Below are 17313 nucleotides of genomic sequence, written 5' to 3' on the forward strand. Positions count from 1 at the left end.
CTCTTTCAAAGCCTTAGCGGGCGCAGGCGCTGTCGGGGACGCCGGCGGCGCGAGCCCACTGATAGACCTCGACCTCTTCGCCGCGCGGCAGGTAGCTGATCGGAAAGGTCTTGCCCTCGCGGGTGACCTGCAGGTTCAGCTTGGCCTGCGGATTCCCCTGCACCCCGTCCAGCGCCTGGGCGTAGGTGACGACGTCGCCGTTGCGCAGGCCGGCCTTTGCAGCCTCGGAATCCGGCTTCAGATCGCGGATCGTCTTGACGTCGCCCACCAGGGACTTGGGCTCGAAGCCCAGGTCGAAGCGGCGGACCTTGCCGGTCGTGCGGGTGAAGCAGGGGCCGAAGCCGTCCGACTCCGGCAGCATCAGCTCGCCGCGCAGCATGGCGGCGTGGAGATCGGGCCCCGCCTGCCCCAGCTCCCTGATGAGCAGGGCCAGCCAGTCTGCCTCGCTGGTGGATAGGCCCTTCCGCTCGCGCTCGACCATCTCGATCATCAGGTCGTCCAGCGACCGCTCGCCGCCGGAGGCCTTGCGGATCTTGCCGTCGAGCACGGCGAAGTACATGGCCCCGCGGTCATAGGGCAGGACGCGGATACGGGTGTCCTCCCAGAAACGCGGCGCGATCTGGTCGTCGGGCGTGTCGTTCAGGGCGTTGGAGTAGTAGCGGCGTGCGGTGTCGTTCAGGTCGGCCAGGTACTCGTCGGGCGACAAGAGGCCTGCACGCATCGGCAGAAGCCCTTGATAGAACACCGCATTCCCCTCGCCGAACCACTGGCCGAGGCCATCGAGCGAGGTCCAGGTGTGGATCATCTCGTGCGCCAGCGTGCCCTTCAGGGCCTCGCCGGAGCCGGTCTTGCCATAGGTGGTCAGGAACGAGTTGGTCAGGGCGGCCCCGCCCCCGGCGTTGATCGGGTTGTAGCGCAGGAAGACGCGATAGGGCGGCTCGGCCGGATCGCGGAAGAAGCCGGTCATCCAGCCATGCAGCTTCTCGGTCCAGGCCATGGTCGGGGCAGGATCGAAGGGCGGGGTCCCAAGCCACACGGCCGAGAAGCCGCCGTGGGCGGTCTGGGGATAGCGATGCATGGGACCGGCCATGAAGACGGTCCGCGCCAGGCGGCCGGCCGGTCCGACGCCCAGGCTGACGTCACCGTCGCCATAGCTGGAGGTGGCGGCGGAGCCCGCGTCTAGGGAGCTCAGGTCCCAGCGTAGCTGCACGTCGTAGGGCTGCGCGTTCTCGGGCAGCAGGATGAAGGTGTTGCCCACCGCCGACAGGCCGCGCCCCTCGGTGCGGAGCTGGTAGGGCGGGCCCGAGCCACGCTTGGGCGGGGTGTTGTCGATCGGGGCGCGGTAGCTGACCGTCAGGTCGCCCCTCACCGGCCGCGCCGCGCTCCAATGGCGCGCATAGACCAGCGAAACCGGATCGTCCTTGTAGGTCAGCGGGACATCGCCGGCTGCATCGGAGGCCTTCAGTTCGGTCAGGGTGGTGGCGACTGTCGCCGTATTAGCGATCACCACCGGCAGGGTCAGCAGCGGCGCGCCGGCGGGCGCATCGACGCCCGTCATGCGCAGGGTCACGTACACATGCCCGACGCCATCGGGCTGGTCGGCCGCGCCGGGCTTCAGCAGGACCTCGAAGCGTTCCTGAGCCATCGCCATGGAGGCATGACTGACGGTGGCCAGCAGGGCGGCGGCCAGGAAAAACCCCTTACGCATCAGCGACTTTCCGTTTCCTTGTAGAGCGCCCAGGCGCTGGCCAGATCCTGGACCACGTGGCCGAGCGACTTGTAGACGGTGATCTGAGCCGCGCTCTGGCGGCCCTCGACCTGACCGGCCAGCACCTGCCCGATCTCGGCTACGACGTGGGCGTCGTCGATCAGGCCGGCGGCCTTGGCGGCCAGGAACTCCGCCCCTTGAGCCAGCACGCCCTCGCGGCTGTCTGCGATGAAGCGCGAGCCGGCGACCAGGTCGTTGTCCACCTCCACAGGCCCGGCATAGCTGGAGCCGACGACGTTCACGTGGGTTCCGGGCTTCAGCCACGCGCCATAGAGGATCGGCTCCTTGGCGGCACTGACCGTGCAGACGATGTCGGCCTCGGCGACCGCCGCCTTGGCGTCGGGCGCCGCGGTCACGGGAACGCCCAGCTCAGCGGACATCGCGGCGGCGAAGGCCTGGGCGCGCTCGGCCGAGCGGCCCCAGACGGTGATCGCTTCCAGCGGCCGGACCTTGGAGATCGCGCGGGCATGGGTCGCGGCCTGCTCGCCATAGCCCAGCAGCGCCAGCCGCCGCGCGTCGGGCCGCGCCAGGGCGTCGGTGGCCACGGCGCTGGCCGCGGCGGTGCGGATGGCGGTCACCTCGCCGGCATGGACGACGCAGACCGGCGCGCCGTTCTCCGGCTCGAACAGCACCACAAGGCCCTGGTGGGACTGGCGGCCCTTGGCGAAGTTCTCGGGGAAGACGCTGATGACCTTGGCCCCGAACGGCGCATGCTCGCCCAGCGCGCCGGGCATCAGGCCGAACATCCGTCCATCGGCCAGTGGGATGATCGAACGCAGCAGTTGCCGGGTCTCCCCGGTCGAAAAGGCGATCATCGCCTCGCGAACGATGGGGATGCAGAGCTCGTAGGTGAGGCGGCGGGCGACTTCCTCGCGGTCGATGACGCGCATCAGGCGACGGCCTTCTTCGGGGCGAACGCATAGTAGGCGATGCCGATCGCCGCCCAGACCGCGAGCGCGGCGTAGGGCGTCCAGTCGGCGGTGAAGCCGAGCACCGCCACGACCAGGGCGGCGACGCAGCCGGCATAGGCCCAGCCGATGGTCGCGCCCGGCGAGAGCTTGAAGCGCGCGGCCTGGTAGATCTCCGGATGCTTTCGCACCACCACCGTCGCCGAGATGCAGGTCGCCGCGTACTTGAGCAGGGTCGGAATGTTCACCGCCAGGAACAGGCTGGTCAGGTTCATCGGCGCCAGCAGGCCCAGCGCCGTCGCCGCCAGGATGGCCAGCAGCGCATAGTGCGGCGTGCCGTGCTTCTCGTGAACCTTTGCCAGGACGGAGGGCAGCATGCCCTGGCGGGCCATGGCGAACAGGCTACGCGAAAAGCCGAGATAGAGCGAGTTGATCGACTTGCAGATCGCGACCACCGCGGCCAGCACGATCAGCGGCTTGGCGACCGGCCCCATGAACGGCTGGGCCGCGTCGAGCAGCGGCGTCTCGCTCTTGGCCAGAGCCTCGGGGCCGAGCACGCCGATGGCGACGACGCCGACCATCAGGTAGAGGCCCACGGCGCTGAGGATGGAGAGCCCGATCCCCAGGGGGATTGTCTTCTTGCCGTCCTTGACCTCGTCGCCGATCTCGGTCGCCGCCTCGATGCCGAAGAAGAGGCCGATCAGCAGCGGGATGGCCGCCAGCATGCCCCCCGTCCCATGCGGCAGCATCGGCTGGAACTTGGCCGGGTCCACGTGCGGCGCGCCCCAGGCCGAGAACACCAGGAAGAGCACCACCAGCGCCCCCATCAGGATGACCTGCAGCCGTGCGGCCAGCCCAACGCCGTAATAGTTGGCGAGGAAGAACAGGGCGAAGGTCGCCAGCATGGTCGGCTTGGTCGGCAGGGGCACGACCATGGAGAGGTAGCGCACCATCACCAGGGCCAGGATCAGCATGGCCCCGACGTTTGAGACGATCCGCAGCCAGGCGATCAGATAGCCGACGAAGGGATGGATGAACCGCCGCGACCACTCGAAGGACGCCCCCGAAGTCGGCAGGGCCGAGCCCATGAAGGCGTAGGTCATGGCGATGACGAACATCGGCACGGCGGCGACCAGCACGGCCAGCAGCATGCCGGGCCCGGCCAGGGCGGTGGCCGGCGCGATGACCGAGAAGATCGCCACGCCGACGGCGGTTCCAAGGCCCAGGGCGACGACCGCCAACAGGTCGACGCCCTTGTGCATCCGCTGGGTCGCGTCGGTCATAGAGTCCTTCCGGTGACGTTCTGATAGAGCCAGGCCGCGACCGCCAGATCCTGGGCGGCGTGGCCGAGCGACTTGTAGAGGGTGATCTCGCGCTCGTCGGTGCGGCCGGGCCTCGCGCCGGCCAGGACCTCGCCGATCTCGGCGGCGATATGGCTGTCGTCCACCAGGCCGGCGGCCTTGGCGCGGAGGAACTCTCCGCCATGCGCCAGCACATGCTCGCGATGGTCGACGATGAAGCGGCCAGCGGCCACCAGGTCGCCGGCGATCTCCGCCTGGGCCGGCCCGCTGGAGCCGACGATGTTGACGTGCGCGCCGGGCGAGACCATCCCCGCCTCCAGCACCGGATCGACGGCCGAGGTGACGGTGCAGATCATGTCGGCGCCATCGAGCGCCTCAGGCAGGGCTGCGGCCCTGGCGACGACGCCGGTCTCGCCCCAGACCTCGGCGGCCAGGGTCTCAGCGCGGTCGGCGGCGCGCCCCCAGATGCGGATCTCGCGCAGGCGGCGCGTCTTGGCGATCGCAAGGGCGTGGGCCTTGGCCTGCAGGCCGGTTCCGAGGATGGCGAGGGTGTCGGCGTCCGGGCGGGCCAGGGCCTCCGTCGCCACGGCGCTGGCGGCGGCGGTGCGGATGGCCGTGATCGCCCCGGCATCGGCAAGGCAGATCGGCGCGCCGCTTTCCGGGTCGAACAGCATGACTAGGCCCTCGTGGGCCTTGGAGCCGTCGGCGTGCTTGAAGACGCTGATGAGCTTGGCGCCGAAGACGCCGCGTTCGGAGAGCGCGGCCGGCATGATGGCGAAGGTCCTCCCCTCGCCCAACCCGATGAAGCTGCGCAGAAGCTGGCGGACCCGGCCGTCCGACAGGGCGATCATCGCCTCGCGCACCGCCGGGATCGCCGCTTCGTAGCTCAAGCGGGCATGGACTTCGTCGCCGCCGAGGACGAGGAGGCCGCTCAGATCGTCGCCCGTCCCGCCCATGCGCAAACTCCAGTCCAGAATAGTACGCGGCGTCGGCCCATGGGGGAGGCCGACGCCGCTGACGACCACGCAGGGAGGGAGCCACCGCGCGGTCGAAGCGCTTAGAACCGCGCGGTCAGGCCCACATAGTACTGACGGCCGAGAATGTCGCCGTAGTCGCGGGTCGGATATGACGGCTGCTCGTCGGTCAGGTTCGTGACGCCGCCGCGGATCGTGTACTTGTCGAACTCGTACTGGGCCGAGATGCTGTGGCGGATGTTCGCCTTCACATTCGGGACCGGCTTCGACTCGATGGTGTCCGTGATGTCGACCTTGGCGTCGTCCAGATACTGGAGCTGATAGGTCGCGCGGAACGGACCGCGAGCGTAACGGGCGTCGAAACGAGCCACCCACTCCGGCGTCTTCGTCGTGCCGTCTTCGCGCAGGAGGTCGAAGCCGGTGACCGAGGTCTCCAGCTTCGAGGTGTGCGTCGCCTGGACGCCCAGCTCGAGTTCGCCGAGATCGGCGTCGTCGAAGAAGCGGCCGACCTGGAAGCGGTAGTTGATGTCGTAGACTTCACCGCGATAGGTGACCTGACCGGCGTTGTAGGTGGTCTGCAGCGCGGTCACGACGTGGCCTTGGTCGTTGCGGGTGAAGGTGCCACAGACGTCCGCCGGCATGACCGAAGAGTCGTAGCAGGTGGCCAGGAAGTTCGCGGGCTCGAACAGCGAGAGGCCATCGGTGAGGTCGATCTCGATGCGGTCGAAGATCACCGTCAGGCCGGGCACGAAGGTCGGCTGGAACACGAAGCCATAGGTGGTCGTATCGGCGATTTCGTTCCGCAGATCGAGGTTGCCGCCAGTGGTGACCAACGCGTTGGTGAAGTTCTCCGACGGGTCTTGGAAGCCTTCCAGCGGGCCATAGCTCGGGTTCGCCGCGAACAGCGCCTGGCAGTTGGCGATCCGGACCGCCGGGTTCGGGCCGCCGTTGATGCGGTCGGCGTCACAGGGATCCCGCGAGATGGAGCCCAGGGCCGTACGGGACGGCTCGAACATCTGGTCCAGGGTCGGCGCGCGGAAGTTGCGGCTGCGCGAGGCGCGCAGGCCGAAGCCTTCGAAGACGCCCCACTGCAGGCCGGCGCTCCAGATGTTTTCCTTGCCGGCGATCGAGTTGTCCACGTGGCGATAGGCGCCGTTGAGGTCGAGCGAACGGAACAGCGGCATGGAGAAGTCGCCGCCAAGCAGCGGCACCAGCAGTTCGGCCGAGAACTCGTTGGTATGGTAAGAGGCCGAGGTGCCCTGAACCGGCACGCCAGCGCCGGTCAGGCCGAGACGGTCGGCCTCATAAGGTGAGAACTTCGCCTCTTCGCGGCGGTACTCGTAGGCGACGCTGAACTTGCTGGCGCCGGCCGGCAGTTCGAAGAGATCGCCGCCCAGGGTGGCCAGGAAGTTGTCCTGGGTGTTGAGGAACTCATCACCCGTGACCACCGTGGCGTAGCCGCGCGCGCCCTGGCTGACATTGCCCTGGCCGAACGGATTGATCGGGGCGCAGGCCGCGTCGTCGTTGGCGGTCGTAGCGTCGGCGTTGATGGCGCAGACGATGTTGCCGGCGCTGTTGCGGGCGGCGTCGATCGCGTTGTTGAACTTCGCGGTGTTGACGCCCCAGCCGCTGGACGAACCCTTGGCCTGGGCGCGGCTGTAGGAGGCGCTCCAGTAGAAGTTCCGGTCGGCGTAGTCGAAATCCCCGTCGAGGCTGACGAGGCCGCGATAGGTCTCGGTGGTGGTTACCCGGTTACGGGTCGGCAGCAAATCGGTCCACCACTTGGAGAGGAAGATCGGCGGGCCGCCGGCGCCCAGGATCGAACGCGCCTGATCCGACAGATACGGGTTGCTGCGGTTCAGCGTGATGTAGCCCGAGCCGGTGCTCGGCTGGTTCAGCACGGTGTTGCTGGCCTGCTCGCCGTAGGGATCGCGCGCCTCGACCTTGGCGTAGAGGAATTCGCCCGACAGCTTGATCCGGTCGGTGATGTCGTAGTGGCCGATAAGGTTGGTGTTGAACCGCTCGACGCCGGCATAGAGCGCGGCCAGCTCGCCGTAGCGGAGCCCCTCGCCGCCTTCGGCGAACGGCGGAGCGCCCTGGATCACGCCCGGATTGTAGGGAACCAGGTCGCCGTTGTTGTTGAACTGCAGCGGCACGCCGTTGTAGCCGAGCATCGCCGCGAGCGGCGCCGGAGCGCGGTTGAACAGCACGCCGTTGGCGTTGAATTCCCAGAAGTGCGCGTCGAAGATTTCCTTCAGCGCCGGAACGCCGTCGTTCGGACCCTTATTGGCTGGGTTGGTGACGGTCAGGCGTCCGAGGGCGCTGCGCGGGCGATCATAGTCGAACAGCGGATCGGTCTTCGACCATTCGACGTTCACCGCCACGTTGCCGCGGTCGTCGGCGAAGTTCTTGCCGAACGTGCCGCGCAGCGAGGTCTGCGGGTAGTCGCCGCGCGAGGAGACGCCGTACTGGGCGTCGAGCTCGACGCCGTCGAAGCTGTCCTTCAGCACGTAGTTCACGACGCCGGCGATGGCGTCGGAGCCGTAGACGGCCGCACCGCCCGCCTGGACCACGTCCACGCGCTCGATCAGGCCGGTCGGGATGGTGTTGGTGTCGACGACGCGGTCGCCGCCGGCCGAGGAGGTCACGAACCGGCGGCCATTGACCAGGGTCAGGGTGCGGCCTTCGCCGAGACCGAACAGGTTCGGGTACTGGCGGCCGTCGCCAGCCGCTTCGCCCGAGCCGTCGGGCTGCGGGACCATGACGGTCATGGACGTGATCTGGTTCAGGACCTGGCCGGCCTGGACGAAGCCACGGTCCACCATGCTCTGCTGGTCCACCACGGTGACGGGAGCTTCGGTGTTCACCTCGGCGCGACGAATGCGCGAGCCGGTGACCACGATTTCCTCGACCGTCTCGGCGTCTTGCGCGAAAGCCGGCGCGGCCGCGAAGGCCGACGCAAGCGCCAGACCGCCCAGCACGCTGGAGGCGAGCAAGCGCCCGCGAACCGATTGAACCTTCATAATACCCCCTTTTCAGTCGCGGCTTTTTCCGCCGCGATACGCGCCTGCCAGTCCCCGTGATGGCAGGCCGCTCAAGACCGACTTGCGCTTTTACGCTTGTGGAAAACTAGGTCGGCCGAACCGGTTTTTCTTTTCGTTCTTCAAACCGACACCGAAGCATCGCAGATGAATTATGCGATCAGGTATGTTTGCCTGCATGGGCAATGCGCGATATCGAAATGGGACGACCGAGCATTATCACCGCTTACGGTAGAGCCGAAGCGCCGCGGCCAAGCGCCCCAGGCCGTCGTCCAATTCCGCCGCATCGCGGCCAAAACCGAGCCTCACATGGCCCGGCGTTCCGAAGAATTCCCCGGGCGCGACCACCAGGTGATGCTCGCTCCAGAGCCAGTCCGTCAGGGCGCGGGTGTCGGACACGCCGACGACCTTTGGAAAATACATGCAGCCGTATGGCGGCGGCTCGCCCTCCAGCAGCCCCTCGGCGATCATCTGACGGGCATGGCGCTCGGCCACCGGACGGGTCGCGGCAAGCAACGCCTTCCAGTGCCCATCGAAGGGCTCGATGTTCTCGAGCACCCGAGCGGCGACCGCGTGCGAGAGCTTGGAGACGCCCCAGTCACCCTGGTCGCTCGCGGCCAGGATAGCGCGCGCGTCCTCGGCCGAGGCGATGGCCCAGCCGCATTTGAGCGCGAAGAGCCCCTGCGCCTTTGTCAAGCTGCCGACGCTGATGATCCGCGGCGAGAGCGTCGCCTTGGCGGGGGCCGGTCCGGCGAAGTCGCCATAGACCTCGTCGATGACGATACGGACGTTCTCCGGAAGAGCCGCGAGCAGCGCCAGCACCGCCTCGTCCGAAAGCGCCGCCCCGGAAGGGTTGTGCAGGTGGGTCAGCAGGACCAGGCGGGTGCGGGGGCCAACCAGAGCGGCCAGCTCGACCGGCTCGATCTGGAAATCCGGCGCCCGGCGCGGGACGTAGCTGACGCTCGCGCCGGCGGCCGCGGCCAGGCTCGGCAGCAGGTCGAAGCACGGCGTCTCGACGATGACGTGGTCGCCTGGCTCGACATAAGCCCGGATCGCCATCGCCATGGCGCTGGTCGCGCCGGTCGTCGAGACGACGTTCTCCCGCTGGACGCCGTAGCGCTGCGCGACCGCGGCGGCCACGAAGCGGTTGCCGTTGACAAAGACGCTTTCATAGCGGTCGGTGATCTGCTCGCCGAACGCCTCGCGCACCACGCGCGCCAGCAGTTCGGTCGGCTCCTTTATGGTGGAGTCATAGAGCACAGCCGCGTCCCGGGTCGTCGCCACGGCGCGCATCATCGCCTTCACCCAGTCGGCATAGTCGTCCGCCGACGGGATATGAGCTCCCGCCGTCTCGGGGGACTTACTCGCCTTGCTCAATTTGTCGCCCCCAGTGGCGGCTCGCCGCTACGTAGGGGCCGCCGAATGATCATGGAGAGAGCCTATCCCCGGAGTGAGGATTATCTTGCCTAAGTCGCCCTTGACAGGCGCAACTCCCGCATCCGCTATGCAGGAGCATTTGATTAAGGACATAAGCTATGCCCGCCGAGATTGACGCCATCGACATGAAGATCCTCGAGCTGATGCAGCGCGACGCGTCGCTCTCCACCGCAGAACTGGCCGAGCGGGTCGGCCTCTCCCAGTCCCCCTGCTGGCGGCGGATTCAGCGCCTGCGGGAAGAGGGTTACATCAAAGCCCAGGTGGTGATCGTCGATCGGGAGAAGCTTGGCTTCAAGATGCAAATCTTCGCCCAGGTGAAGATGACGACGCTCAGCGACGAGGACCGCGCCAAGTTCCACAAGGCGATCAACGACATCCCCGAAATCCTTGAATGCTATACGGTTTTCGGGGAGATGGACGCCATGCTGAAAATCCTGGCCCCGGACGTGATCTGGTACCAGGACTTCATCTTCTCGACCCTGCTGAAGCTGCCGGGCGTGGTGGATGTGCGCTCCATCGTCACGCTGACGGAGTCGAAAAGCACGACCGCCATCCCGATGCGCGCGCGCAAATTCCGCTGATCGGCCCCCACGACGCATAGGCAATGCAGCATCTCGCCGCGGGAGGGATAATCCAGTCCAGCCCCGCGAGCTTGACCGCCGAGAACGACAAGATAATTCGACGGCCGAGGTCTAGCGTTTCCGATGAGCGGGCCTCGTCTCGCAGCCAGAAACGGGACCGCAAGATGCTGACGCGCCGAGCCCTCGTCGCCGCCACCGCCGCTGGAAGCGCGATCGCGCCGACGGCCGCCCGCGCCGCGACGGCCGCTCCCTCACGCCTGCCGGCGAAGGCCGCCTTCGCGGTCATGCCCTTCACCTATCTGGACTCGGGCTCGACCCACCCGATGCCGCTGGGCGCGCGCGCGGCGCTGGAGGAGTACCTTCACTACAAGACCCAGGACGGCTCGGTTCCGCCCGGCTACAGTGTCGGGGCCAAGGAACGGGCGATGATCGGCAAGTTCGCCGCCCTGGTCGGGGCGAGCCCCGACGAGCTTTCGCTGATCCAGTCCACGACCATGGGCGAGAACCTGGTCATCCAGGCGCTGGACATCCCGCGCAGCGGCGGCCGGATCGTCACCGACGCCCTGCACTTCTTCGGCTCCTTCTATACCTACGGGGAACTCGGCAAGGCGGGGATGGACGTCGTCACCCTGCCGATGACCAAGGACGGCCGCATCGACATGGACGAGATGGCCGCGGCGGTGAACGACCGCACGCGCCTGGTCTCGATCAGCGCCGTCTCGACCACCAACGGCTTCCAGCACGACCTGAAGAAGGTCTGCGACCTGGCCCACGCCCACGGCGCCTATGTCTATGTCGACATGGTCCACGCGGCCGGCGTGACGCCCATCGACCTGCGCGCCGCCGGCGTCGATTTCGCCGCGGCCTCTTCCTACAAGTGGCTGATGGGGGACTTCGGCCTGGGCTTCCTCTATGTCCGCAAGGAAATCCAGGACAAGATCCGGCGCCCCTGGTGGGGCTATCACCAGGTCAACGCCTTCAAGGCCCACGTCTTCCCCTATGACGAGCCGGGCCAAGGCGTGGCGACCTACAGCGCGTCACCCGACGCAGCCGGCCGGTTCGCCATGGGCACGACCTCCTGGACCGGCGTCGTGCAGCTCGACTACTCGCTCGGCTGGCTGACCGAGACCGGCGTCGCCAATATCGAGGCGGCCCGTCAGCCGCTGATCCAGGCCGTCCAGACCGAGCTGCGCCGCCGCGGTTACGAACCGCTGACGCCGCTCGACTCCAAGACCGCCCTCGTCGCTTTCGCCCTGAAGGACGCCCGCCGGAAGCTGGGCGACCTGCTGAAGGCCGCCGACATCCGCCTCACCGTTTCGCAGAACCGCTTCCGCGCCTCGCTCGCCGTCTTCAACGACATGAACGACGTGGACCGGCTGCTTTCCACCCTGCCCCGGAATCCTCCCGTCTGATGTCTTTCGCAAAGCTTCTGGCCGCGACCACCGCCGCCTTGGCGCTGGCCGGCGTGGCGCACGCCCAAGGCGCGCCGCCCTCCCTCGACCTGACCCTGCGCCCGCACGCTTCGGCCGGCGCGCTGGACGCCGTGGACGTGACGCTCAAGCTGCAGGCGCCGAACGCCAGGCCCGGCGAGAACTTCCTGCGGCTGCCGATGGTGTTCGCCTCGGTCGAGACCGCCCGGTACGAGGCCGCCGACATCCAGGTGACCGACACCAAGGGCGCCGTGCCACTGGTGCAGAAGGACGATCCGGCCGATCCGTCGAACTTCATGTACTTCCGCCGCTGGCAGGTGGCGCGCGAGACCGTCGGCGACGTGACCGTGCGCTACAAGGCGCCGGCCCGCGCCTTCCGCCCGAGGCTCGGCTCCGGCCCGCCCTTCGACCTGCGTCCCGAGGCTGGCGGCGTCAACGGCGCCGGCGTCACCTTCCTGGCGCTGCCGGACACGCAAAAGCCCTTCAGCCTGCACCTGGCCTGGGATCTCGCCGGCATGCCGGCCGGCTCGCGCGCCGCCCAGAGCCTGGGCGAAGGCGAGCTGCGGATGACCGGCCCGGTCGAACTGCTGGCCAACACCTACTACATGGCCGGACCGATGAGCAGCTATCCGGCCGAGAGCGGCGGGCCGTTCGCCATCTACTGGCTGGGCGCGCCGCCGTTCGACGTCCAGGCCGTGGCGAGCTGGACCGAGAAGGCGCGCACCGCGATCGCCACCTTCTTCGGCGAGCCGGACAAGCCCTATCGCGTCTTCTTCCGCAAGAACCCCTATCCGGGGACGGGTGGGGCTGGCCTGCTCAACTCGTTCATGTCGGGCTTCAGCGATGATCCCCCGCCGACCGTGGAGGGCATGCGCCACCACCTGGCCCATGAGATCGTCCACAACTGGCCGGGCAGCCTGTCCGGGCCGAACGGGATCATCTCCTGGTACGGCGAGGGCCTGGCCGAGTTCTATTCGGCGACCATTCCCTGGCGCGCCGGACTGATCGACACCGACGACTTCCTGGCCCAGGTGAACGAGCGGGCCCAGAGCTATTACGGCAACCCGGTGAACACCGCGCCGGCCAGCGAGATCGCCGCCAAGTTCTGGAGCGACACGCGGGTCCGCAAGCTGCCCTATGACCGCGGCGCCTTCTACATGGCCATGGTCGACGCCCAGGTACGGGCCAAGTCCGGGGGCAAGCGCAGCCTGGACGACCTGGTGAAGGCGATGATCGCCCGCCGGGATGCCGGCCAGTCCTATGACACCGACGCCTGGCTGAGCCTGGTGGTCGCCGAGCTGGGCCCGCAGGCCAAGACGGAGCACGAGGAGATGATGGCCGGCAAGCTGCTGGTCCCGCCCTCCGAGGCCTACGGCCCCTGCTTCAAGCGCGAAGACGCAACCTATCGCGTGTTCGAGCTCGGCTTCGACGCCGCCTCGCTTACGGCATCGCCCCGGATCGTGCGCGGCCTGGTCGCCGGTTCGAACGCCGCGAAGGCGGGCCTGAAGGAGGGGGACGAGGTGACCGAGCAGGTCGTCCTCGACGCCGTCCAGGGCAAGCCTGACGACACCATCACCCTGAAGGTCCGCCGCGACGGCAAGGACCTGCAGATCACCTACCTGCCCCGCGGCGAGGCCCTGCCCGGCTATCGCTGGAGCCGCGTGGCCGAAGTTCCGGGCAGCAAATGCGCCATCTGATCACGATCTCGCTCGCCGCGGCCCTGCTGGCCTCGGCCGCCCCGGCGTTCGCGGCCGAGGCCGCGCCTGCGGCGGCGGTTTCCGCCCCGCGCAGCTATTCCAGCGACCACACCGGCGTCTTCGGCGGACGCAAGATCGCCTATCGCGCCACCCTGGCCGAGACGATCCTGCACGATCCCAAGGGCCAGCCGGCGGCGAGCCTCTACAGCTTCTCCTACGTGGCCAAGGGCAAGGATACGAACCGGCCGGTGGTGTTCGTCTTCAACGGCGGCCCCGGCTCCTCGTCGATCTGGATGCACATGGGCATGCTCGGCCCGCGGCGCGTCGCGTTCCCTGATCCGGTGCATCCGCCGACCACTCCGCCCTTCAAGCTGGAGGACAATCCGTTCTCGCTGCTGGACGTCGCGGACCTGGTGTTCATCGACCCCGTAGGCACCGGCTACAGCCGCCTGCTGCCGGGCGGAAAGGGCGAAGACTTCTACGGGGTCAGCCAGGACGCCAGGGCCACCACCGAGTTCATCCGCGACTGGCTCAGCGCCAACGGCCGGTGGAACTCGCCGAAGTACCTGGTCGGCGAGAGCTACGGCACGGTCCGCGCCTCGGTGCTGGCCAACACCCTGATGGGCGGGCCGTTCTCGCCGACCGGCGCGCTGGGCGGGGTCACCCTGAACGGCGTCATCATCCTGGGCCCGTCGTTCGGCGGCCGCTCGGCCGGGGACGAGGCCTATCTGAACAACCTGCCGACCATGGCGGCCACCGCCTGGGTCCACGGGCGCACCCCGCGGGAGGGCCGCACGCCTGAAAGCGTCGCGGCCGAAGCGCGCCGCTTCGCGGCCGAAACCTATCTACCGGCGCTTTACGCCGCCGAAGACCTGCCGGCCGCCGACCGTCAGCGGGTCGCCGAGGGCCTTTCCAAGCTGACCGGCCTGCCGGCCCAGAACTGGCTGGACTCCAACCTGCGCATTTCGCTCGAAGAGTTCGGCAAGCTGCTGCTGAAGGACCAGGGACTGCAGCTCGGCGCCTATGACAGTCGCTACACCCTGCCGCTCGCCGCCAGCGGCGGGGATCCGGTGGCCGACGACCCGGCTATGGGCCAGTACACCCCGGGCTTCATCGCCGTGCTCAACGACTATGTCCGCAACGAGCTTAAGGCGCCCGCCCCGACGACCTACCAGCCAATCGCCTTCGGCGAGGTCAACGGGCGCTGGAACTGGGGCCAGCCGAGGAACTATGCGGAAGACCTGGCCGCCGCCATGCGCCGCAACCCTTCGCTGAAGGTGTTCGTCGGCGCCGGCTACTACGACCTGACCACCACCCTGGGCTCGGCCGAGTACGTCACCCGCCGCTCGGGGCTGGCGCACGACCGGCTGACCCTGCGCGCCTATCCCTCGGGCCACATGCCCTACATGGGCGACGACAGCCCCAGGCTGCTGGGCGCTGATATCCGCGCGTTCATCGCCTCGCGCTGAAACGCCTCGTCCAGCGGGTCCTGGACGCCGAGGTAGCCGAGCAACTGGCGGCGGAGATCAAGTGCGCGAGCGTGACGCCCCCTGCCCTCCTGCGGCAGGTTGACGGCGATGTCCGCGGCGATCTTGCCGTCGTCGAGCACCACCACACGGTCGGCCAGCTCGATCGCCTCGTCGACGTCGTGGGTGACCAGGAGCACGGCCGGATTGTGCACCTCCGAGAGGCGGCGCAGCAGGATGTGCATGCGGATGCGGGTCAGGGCGTCGAGGGCGCCGAAAGGCTCGTCGGCCAACAGCAGCTCGGGCTGGCGGACCAGCGAGCGCGCCAGCGCCACCCGCTGCTGCTCGCCGCCCGAGAGCTCGTACGGCCAGGAGTTCTCGCGACCGCCCAGCTCCACCTCAGCCAGGGCTTTGCGGCCGCGCTCGCGAACCTCGCCGCCCTCGAGGCCGAGGACGACATTGTCCAGCACCCGCTTCCAGGGCAGCAGGCGGGCGTCCTGGAAGACCACCGAGAGCTTCTCAGGAACGAGGAGTTCGCCCGAGCCTGTCGCCTCCCGGTCGAGGTCGGCCAAGGCGCGCAGCAGGGTGCTCTTGCCTGAGCCCGAGCGGCCCAGCAGGGCGACGAACTCGCCGCGCTGGATGTCGAGGTCGACGCCGTTCAGCACCCCCTTGAGGGTGAAGCGGCGGACGAGGTTGCGGACGCGAACCGTCGGGCTCACTGAGCGAGTGTCTTGCGCCATGACAGCACCTTCTTTTCGAGGAAGCGAACGGCCGCGTCCGACGAGACGCCGAGGATGGCGTAAACGACGAGGCCGAGCAGGATGACGTCGGACTGGGCATAGGTCCGCGCCAGGTTGATCATGTAGCCGATGCCGCTGGTGGCGTTCAGTTGCTCGACCACCACCAGGGCCAGCCAGGCCCCCATCACGCCGAACCGCAGGCCCAGCATGAAGCCTGGCAGGGCGCCCGGCAGGACCACGTGCCGGACGAAGGCCAGCCGGCCAAGGCCGAGGGTTTCGGCCAGCTCCACATGCTTGATGTCGATGGCTCGCAGGGCGTTGTGGGTATGGACATAGATCGGGATGAAGACCGACAGCGAGATGACGATGACCTTCATCGCCTCGCCGATACCGAACCACAGGATGAACAGCGGAATGAGCGCCAGGGTCGGGATCGCGCGCTTGAGCTGCACCAGGCCGTCGAAGACGTAGCCCCCTAGCAGGCTGAGGCCCGAGATCAGGGCGACGACCACGCCGACGGCCACGCCATAGGCAAGGCCCTGGCCGGCCCGCCAGGCCGACACCGCGATGTTCGCCTGCAGCCGTCCCTGCTCGATCAGGTCGGCTCCGGTGATGACGGCGACCCAGGGCGCGGGAAGGATGCGCGGATCGATGAAGCCGGTGGACGAGCCGATGGCCCAGGCCACCAGCAGCAGGACCGGGCCTAGCAACCATCCGTAGGGCGCGGGATGGCCCAGGCCCAGGCGGCGCTTGCGCCGGGCGGCGGGCGGCGGGCTTTCGGCGGCGTTCTGCGCGGCGGCCGCAGCCGGCCGCTCGAGGATGTGGGCGACGCTCATGGTTGGGCCTCGTTCTGCGCAGTCTTCACGGGTGCGACCGCGTCCGCCGCGATGGTCTCGAAGCGACGGTCGAAGATCTGGGCGGCGTCGAACGGCTTCTGGCCGCCCGCCTTGGCGAGGGTGTCGATCGAGGCCTGCTGCAGGGCGATCGCCTCGGACCAGTCGCGGGGAATGACGGAGTCGCCGCTTGCGGCGACCACGAAGCGGGCGTCCTGCAAGGACAGGCCCTGGTCCTTCACATAGTAGGCCTGGGCCCACTCCTCCTTGTGGGTCCGGGTCCATTCGGCGGCCCGGGCCCAGAACTTCACGTACTCACGCAAGGCGGCCGCCTTGGCCGGGTCGCGCAAGGTCTCCTCGCGCACATAGAGATTGAGCAGGTCGTCTCGGAACGGCGGATGCCGCAGGACCTTGCCCCCGTCCTTCGCGTAGTTGTCGAGGTAGCGCTTGGTGGGAACGCCCGCGCCCAGCGGCGCCACGTCGACAAGGCCGGTGACCAGGGCGTTCGGATAGACGTCGCCGGTGCTGGGCAGCTCGACGAGGGTTACGTCCTGGGTGGTGAGGCCCTGGGCGGCCAGGGTCCGCAGCACGATTTCCCCCTGCACCTGGCCAGGGCTGTAGGCGATCTTCTTGCCCCGGAGGTCGGCCAGGCTCGTGATCTTCGCCTTGGGCGAGACACCCAGCTCGAACAGCGGATACTTGTAGGGTTCGGTGCGCAGGCGGACGGCGATCATCCGGACCGGAATGCCAACCCATGTCGCGTGGATGGGCGGGATGTTGGCCGCCGAGCCGACATCGAGCGCCTTGGCGTGGAACGCCTCGGTGACCTGCGGCCCGCCGCTGATCTGAGCCCACTGGACCTCGAACGGCAGGTCCTTGATCCAGCCGGTGTGTTCCAGCACCCGCTGGGTGGTGGGATCGCCGATCACCAGCCTGGTTCCCGGAGGAATCGTCGTCGGCAGGGGCGCATCCAGGGCGAGTTGAGGCCCCGGCGCGTCCTGGGAACGGCCGCAGGCGGTCACGCCGAGCCCCGCGGCCATGAGTGCGATAGCGACGATGAACGCCTTGCGCCTGTTCACTTGGTTCAACCTGGATTCTTGGGGAAAAATCCCGGGCCGCCCTCTCCAGCGCGGCCCG

The 17313-nt window shown here is 68.3% G+C and carries 13 protein-coding genes; 4 read left to right on the forward strand and 9 right to left on the reverse strand.

Annotated features, from left to right (window positions below; genetic code table 11):
- Window positions 1–13: 13 nt before the first annotated feature.
- From ABID41_RS01670 to ABID41_RS01695, 6 genes are all read right to left on the reverse strand, one after another.
- Window positions 14–1708: a M61 metallopeptidase family protein gene (locus tag ABID41_RS01670; protein ID WP_331932890.1), complete on the reverse strand. Its 1695-nt coding sequence runs from the start codon at window positions 1706–1708 to the stop codon at window positions 14–16.
- Window positions 1708–2658 (reverse strand): ornithine cyclodeaminase family protein, encoded by a 951-nt coding sequence (locus tag ABID41_RS01675; protein WP_354297095.1) that lies wholly within the window; start codon window positions 2656–2658, stop codon window positions 1708–1710. The genes ABID41_RS01670 and ABID41_RS01675 overlap by 1 nt, the downstream gene beginning before the upstream one ends.
- Complete coding sequence (locus tag ABID41_RS01680; protein ID WP_331930174.1) at window positions 2658–3959, reverse strand: APC family permease; 1302 nt, start codon at window positions 3957–3959, stop codon at window positions 2658–2660. Before ABID41_RS01680 ends, ABID41_RS01675 begins: the two co-directional genes overlap by 1 nt.
- A complete protein-coding gene (locus tag ABID41_RS01685; RefSeq protein ID WP_354297097.1) occupies window positions 3956–4933 on the reverse strand; it encodes an ornithine cyclodeaminase family protein in 978 nt (325 codons plus the stop codon). The genes ABID41_RS01680 and ABID41_RS01685 overlap by 4 nt, the downstream gene beginning before the upstream one ends.
- Before the next feature lie 101 nt (window positions 4934–5034).
- A complete protein-coding gene (locus tag ABID41_RS01690) occupies window positions 5035–7974 on the reverse strand; it encodes a TonB-dependent receptor domain-containing protein (RefSeq protein WP_331932917.1) in 2940 nt (979 codons plus the stop codon).
- Window positions 7975–8211: 237 nt separating this feature from the next.
- Entirely contained in the window at window positions 8212–9369 is a 1158-nt protein-coding gene (locus tag ABID41_RS01695; protein ID WP_331932918.1) for a pyridoxal phosphate-dependent aminotransferase, read from the reverse strand.
- A gap of 158 nt (window positions 9370–9527) precedes the next feature.
- Here ABID41_RS01695 and ABID41_RS01700 point away from each other — a divergent pair, with 158 nt between their 5' ends.
- From ABID41_RS01700 to ABID41_RS01715, 4 genes are all read left to right on the forward strand, one after another.
- Window positions 9528–10010 carry an Lrp/AsnC family transcriptional regulator gene (locus tag ABID41_RS01700; protein WP_331932919.1) on the forward strand — a complete coding sequence of 161 codons (483 nt, stop codon included), beginning with the start codon at window positions 9528–9530 and terminating at the stop codon, window positions 10008–10010.
- Between the two features lie 164 nt (window positions 10011–10174).
- Window positions 10175–11422: an aminotransferase class V-fold PLP-dependent enzyme gene (locus ABID41_RS01705; protein ID WP_354297099.1), complete on the forward strand. Its 1248-nt coding sequence runs from the start codon at window positions 10175–10177 to the stop codon at window positions 11420–11422.
- A complete protein-coding gene (locus ABID41_RS01710) occupies window positions 11422–13137 on the forward strand; it encodes a M61 metallopeptidase family protein (protein WP_331929499.1) in 1716 nt (571 codons plus the stop codon). The genes ABID41_RS01705 and ABID41_RS01710 overlap by 1 nt, the downstream gene beginning before the upstream one ends.
- Window positions 13125–14606 carry a S10 family peptidase gene (locus ABID41_RS01715; RefSeq protein WP_354297100.1) on the forward strand — a complete coding sequence of 494 codons (1482 nt, stop codon included), beginning with the start codon at window positions 13125–13127 and terminating at the stop codon, window positions 14604–14606. The genes ABID41_RS01710 and ABID41_RS01715 overlap by 13 nt, the downstream gene beginning before the upstream one ends.
- On the opposite strand, the gene ABID41_RS01720 is transcribed toward ABID41_RS01715, so the two are convergent.
- The 3 genes from ABID41_RS01720 to ABID41_RS01730 are packed head-to-tail and all read right to left on the reverse strand — an operon-like array spanning window position 14540 to window position 17255.
- Window positions 14540–15343: an ABC transporter ATP-binding protein gene (locus tag ABID41_RS01720; RefSeq protein WP_331929157.1), complete on the reverse strand. Its 804-nt coding sequence runs from the start codon at window positions 15341–15343 to the stop codon at window positions 14540–14542. The two genes, ABID41_RS01715 and ABID41_RS01720, sit on opposite strands and share 67 nt — an antisense overlap.
- The gene (locus ABID41_RS01725; protein ID WP_354297101.1) at window positions 15319–16179 is read right to left on the reverse strand and encodes an ABC transporter permease; all 861 of its coding nucleotides are present in this window, start codon (window positions 16177–16179) and stop codon (window positions 15319–15321) included. The genes ABID41_RS01720 and ABID41_RS01725 overlap by 25 nt, the downstream gene beginning before the upstream one ends.
- Window positions 16176–17255 carry an ABC transporter substrate-binding protein gene (locus ABID41_RS01730; protein ID WP_331932835.1) on the reverse strand — a complete coding sequence of 360 codons (1080 nt, stop codon included), beginning with the start codon at window positions 17253–17255 and terminating at the stop codon, window positions 16176–16178. Before ABID41_RS01730 ends, ABID41_RS01725 begins: the two co-directional genes overlap by 4 nt.
- Window positions 17256–17313: the final 58 nt, after the last annotated feature.

This window comes from Phenylobacterium koreense (genome assembly GCF_040545335.1).
GTDB classification, from domain to species: domain Bacteria; phylum Pseudomonadota; class Alphaproteobacteria; order Caulobacterales; family Caulobacteraceae; genus Phenylobacterium; species Phenylobacterium koreense.

Bases quoted from the DNA above. Each gene is read 5' to 3' on its own strand.
- ABID41_RS01670 (WP_331932890.1), bottom strand. From the start codon at position 1,708: ATGCGTAAGGGGTTTTTCCTGGCCGCCGCCCTGCTGGCCACCGTCAGT.
- ABID41_RS01675 (WP_354297095.1), bottom strand. From the start codon at position 2,658: ATGCGCGTCATCGACCGCGAGGAAGTCGCCCGCCGCCTCACCTACGAG.
- ABID41_RS01680 (WP_331930174.1), bottom strand. From the start codon at position 3,959: ATGACCGACGCGACCCAGCGGATGCACAAGGGCGTCGACCTGTTGGCG.
- ABID41_RS01685 (WP_354297097.1), bottom strand. From the start codon at position 4,933: ATGGGCGGGACGGGCGACGATCTGAGCGGCCTCCTCGTCCTCGGCGGC.
- ABID41_RS01690 (WP_331932917.1), bottom strand. From the start codon at position 7,974: ATGAAGGTTCAATCGGTTCGCGGGCGCTTGCTCGCCTCCAGCGTGCTG.
- ABID41_RS01700 (WP_331932919.1), top strand. From the start codon at position 9,528: ATGCCCGCCGAGATTGACGCCATCGACATGAAGATCCTCGAGCTGATG.
- ABID41_RS01705 (WP_354297099.1), top strand. From the start codon at position 10,175: ATGCTGACGCGCCGAGCCCTCGTCGCCGCCACCGCCGCTGGAAGCGCG.
- ABID41_RS01710 (WP_331929499.1), top strand. From the start codon at position 11,422: ATGTCTTTCGCAAAGCTTCTGGCCGCGACCACCGCCGCCTTGGCGCTG.
- ABID41_RS01715 (WP_354297100.1), top strand. From the start codon at position 13,125: ATGCGCCATCTGATCACGATCTCGCTCGCCGCGGCCCTGCTGGCCTCG.
- ABID41_RS01720 (WP_331929157.1), bottom strand. From the start codon at position 15,343: ATGGCGCAAGACACTCGCTCAGTGAGCCCGACGGTTCGCGTCCGCAAC.
- ABID41_RS01725 (WP_354297101.1), bottom strand. From the start codon at position 16,179: ATGAGCGTCGCCCACATCCTCGAGCGGCCGGCTGCGGCCGCCGCGCAG.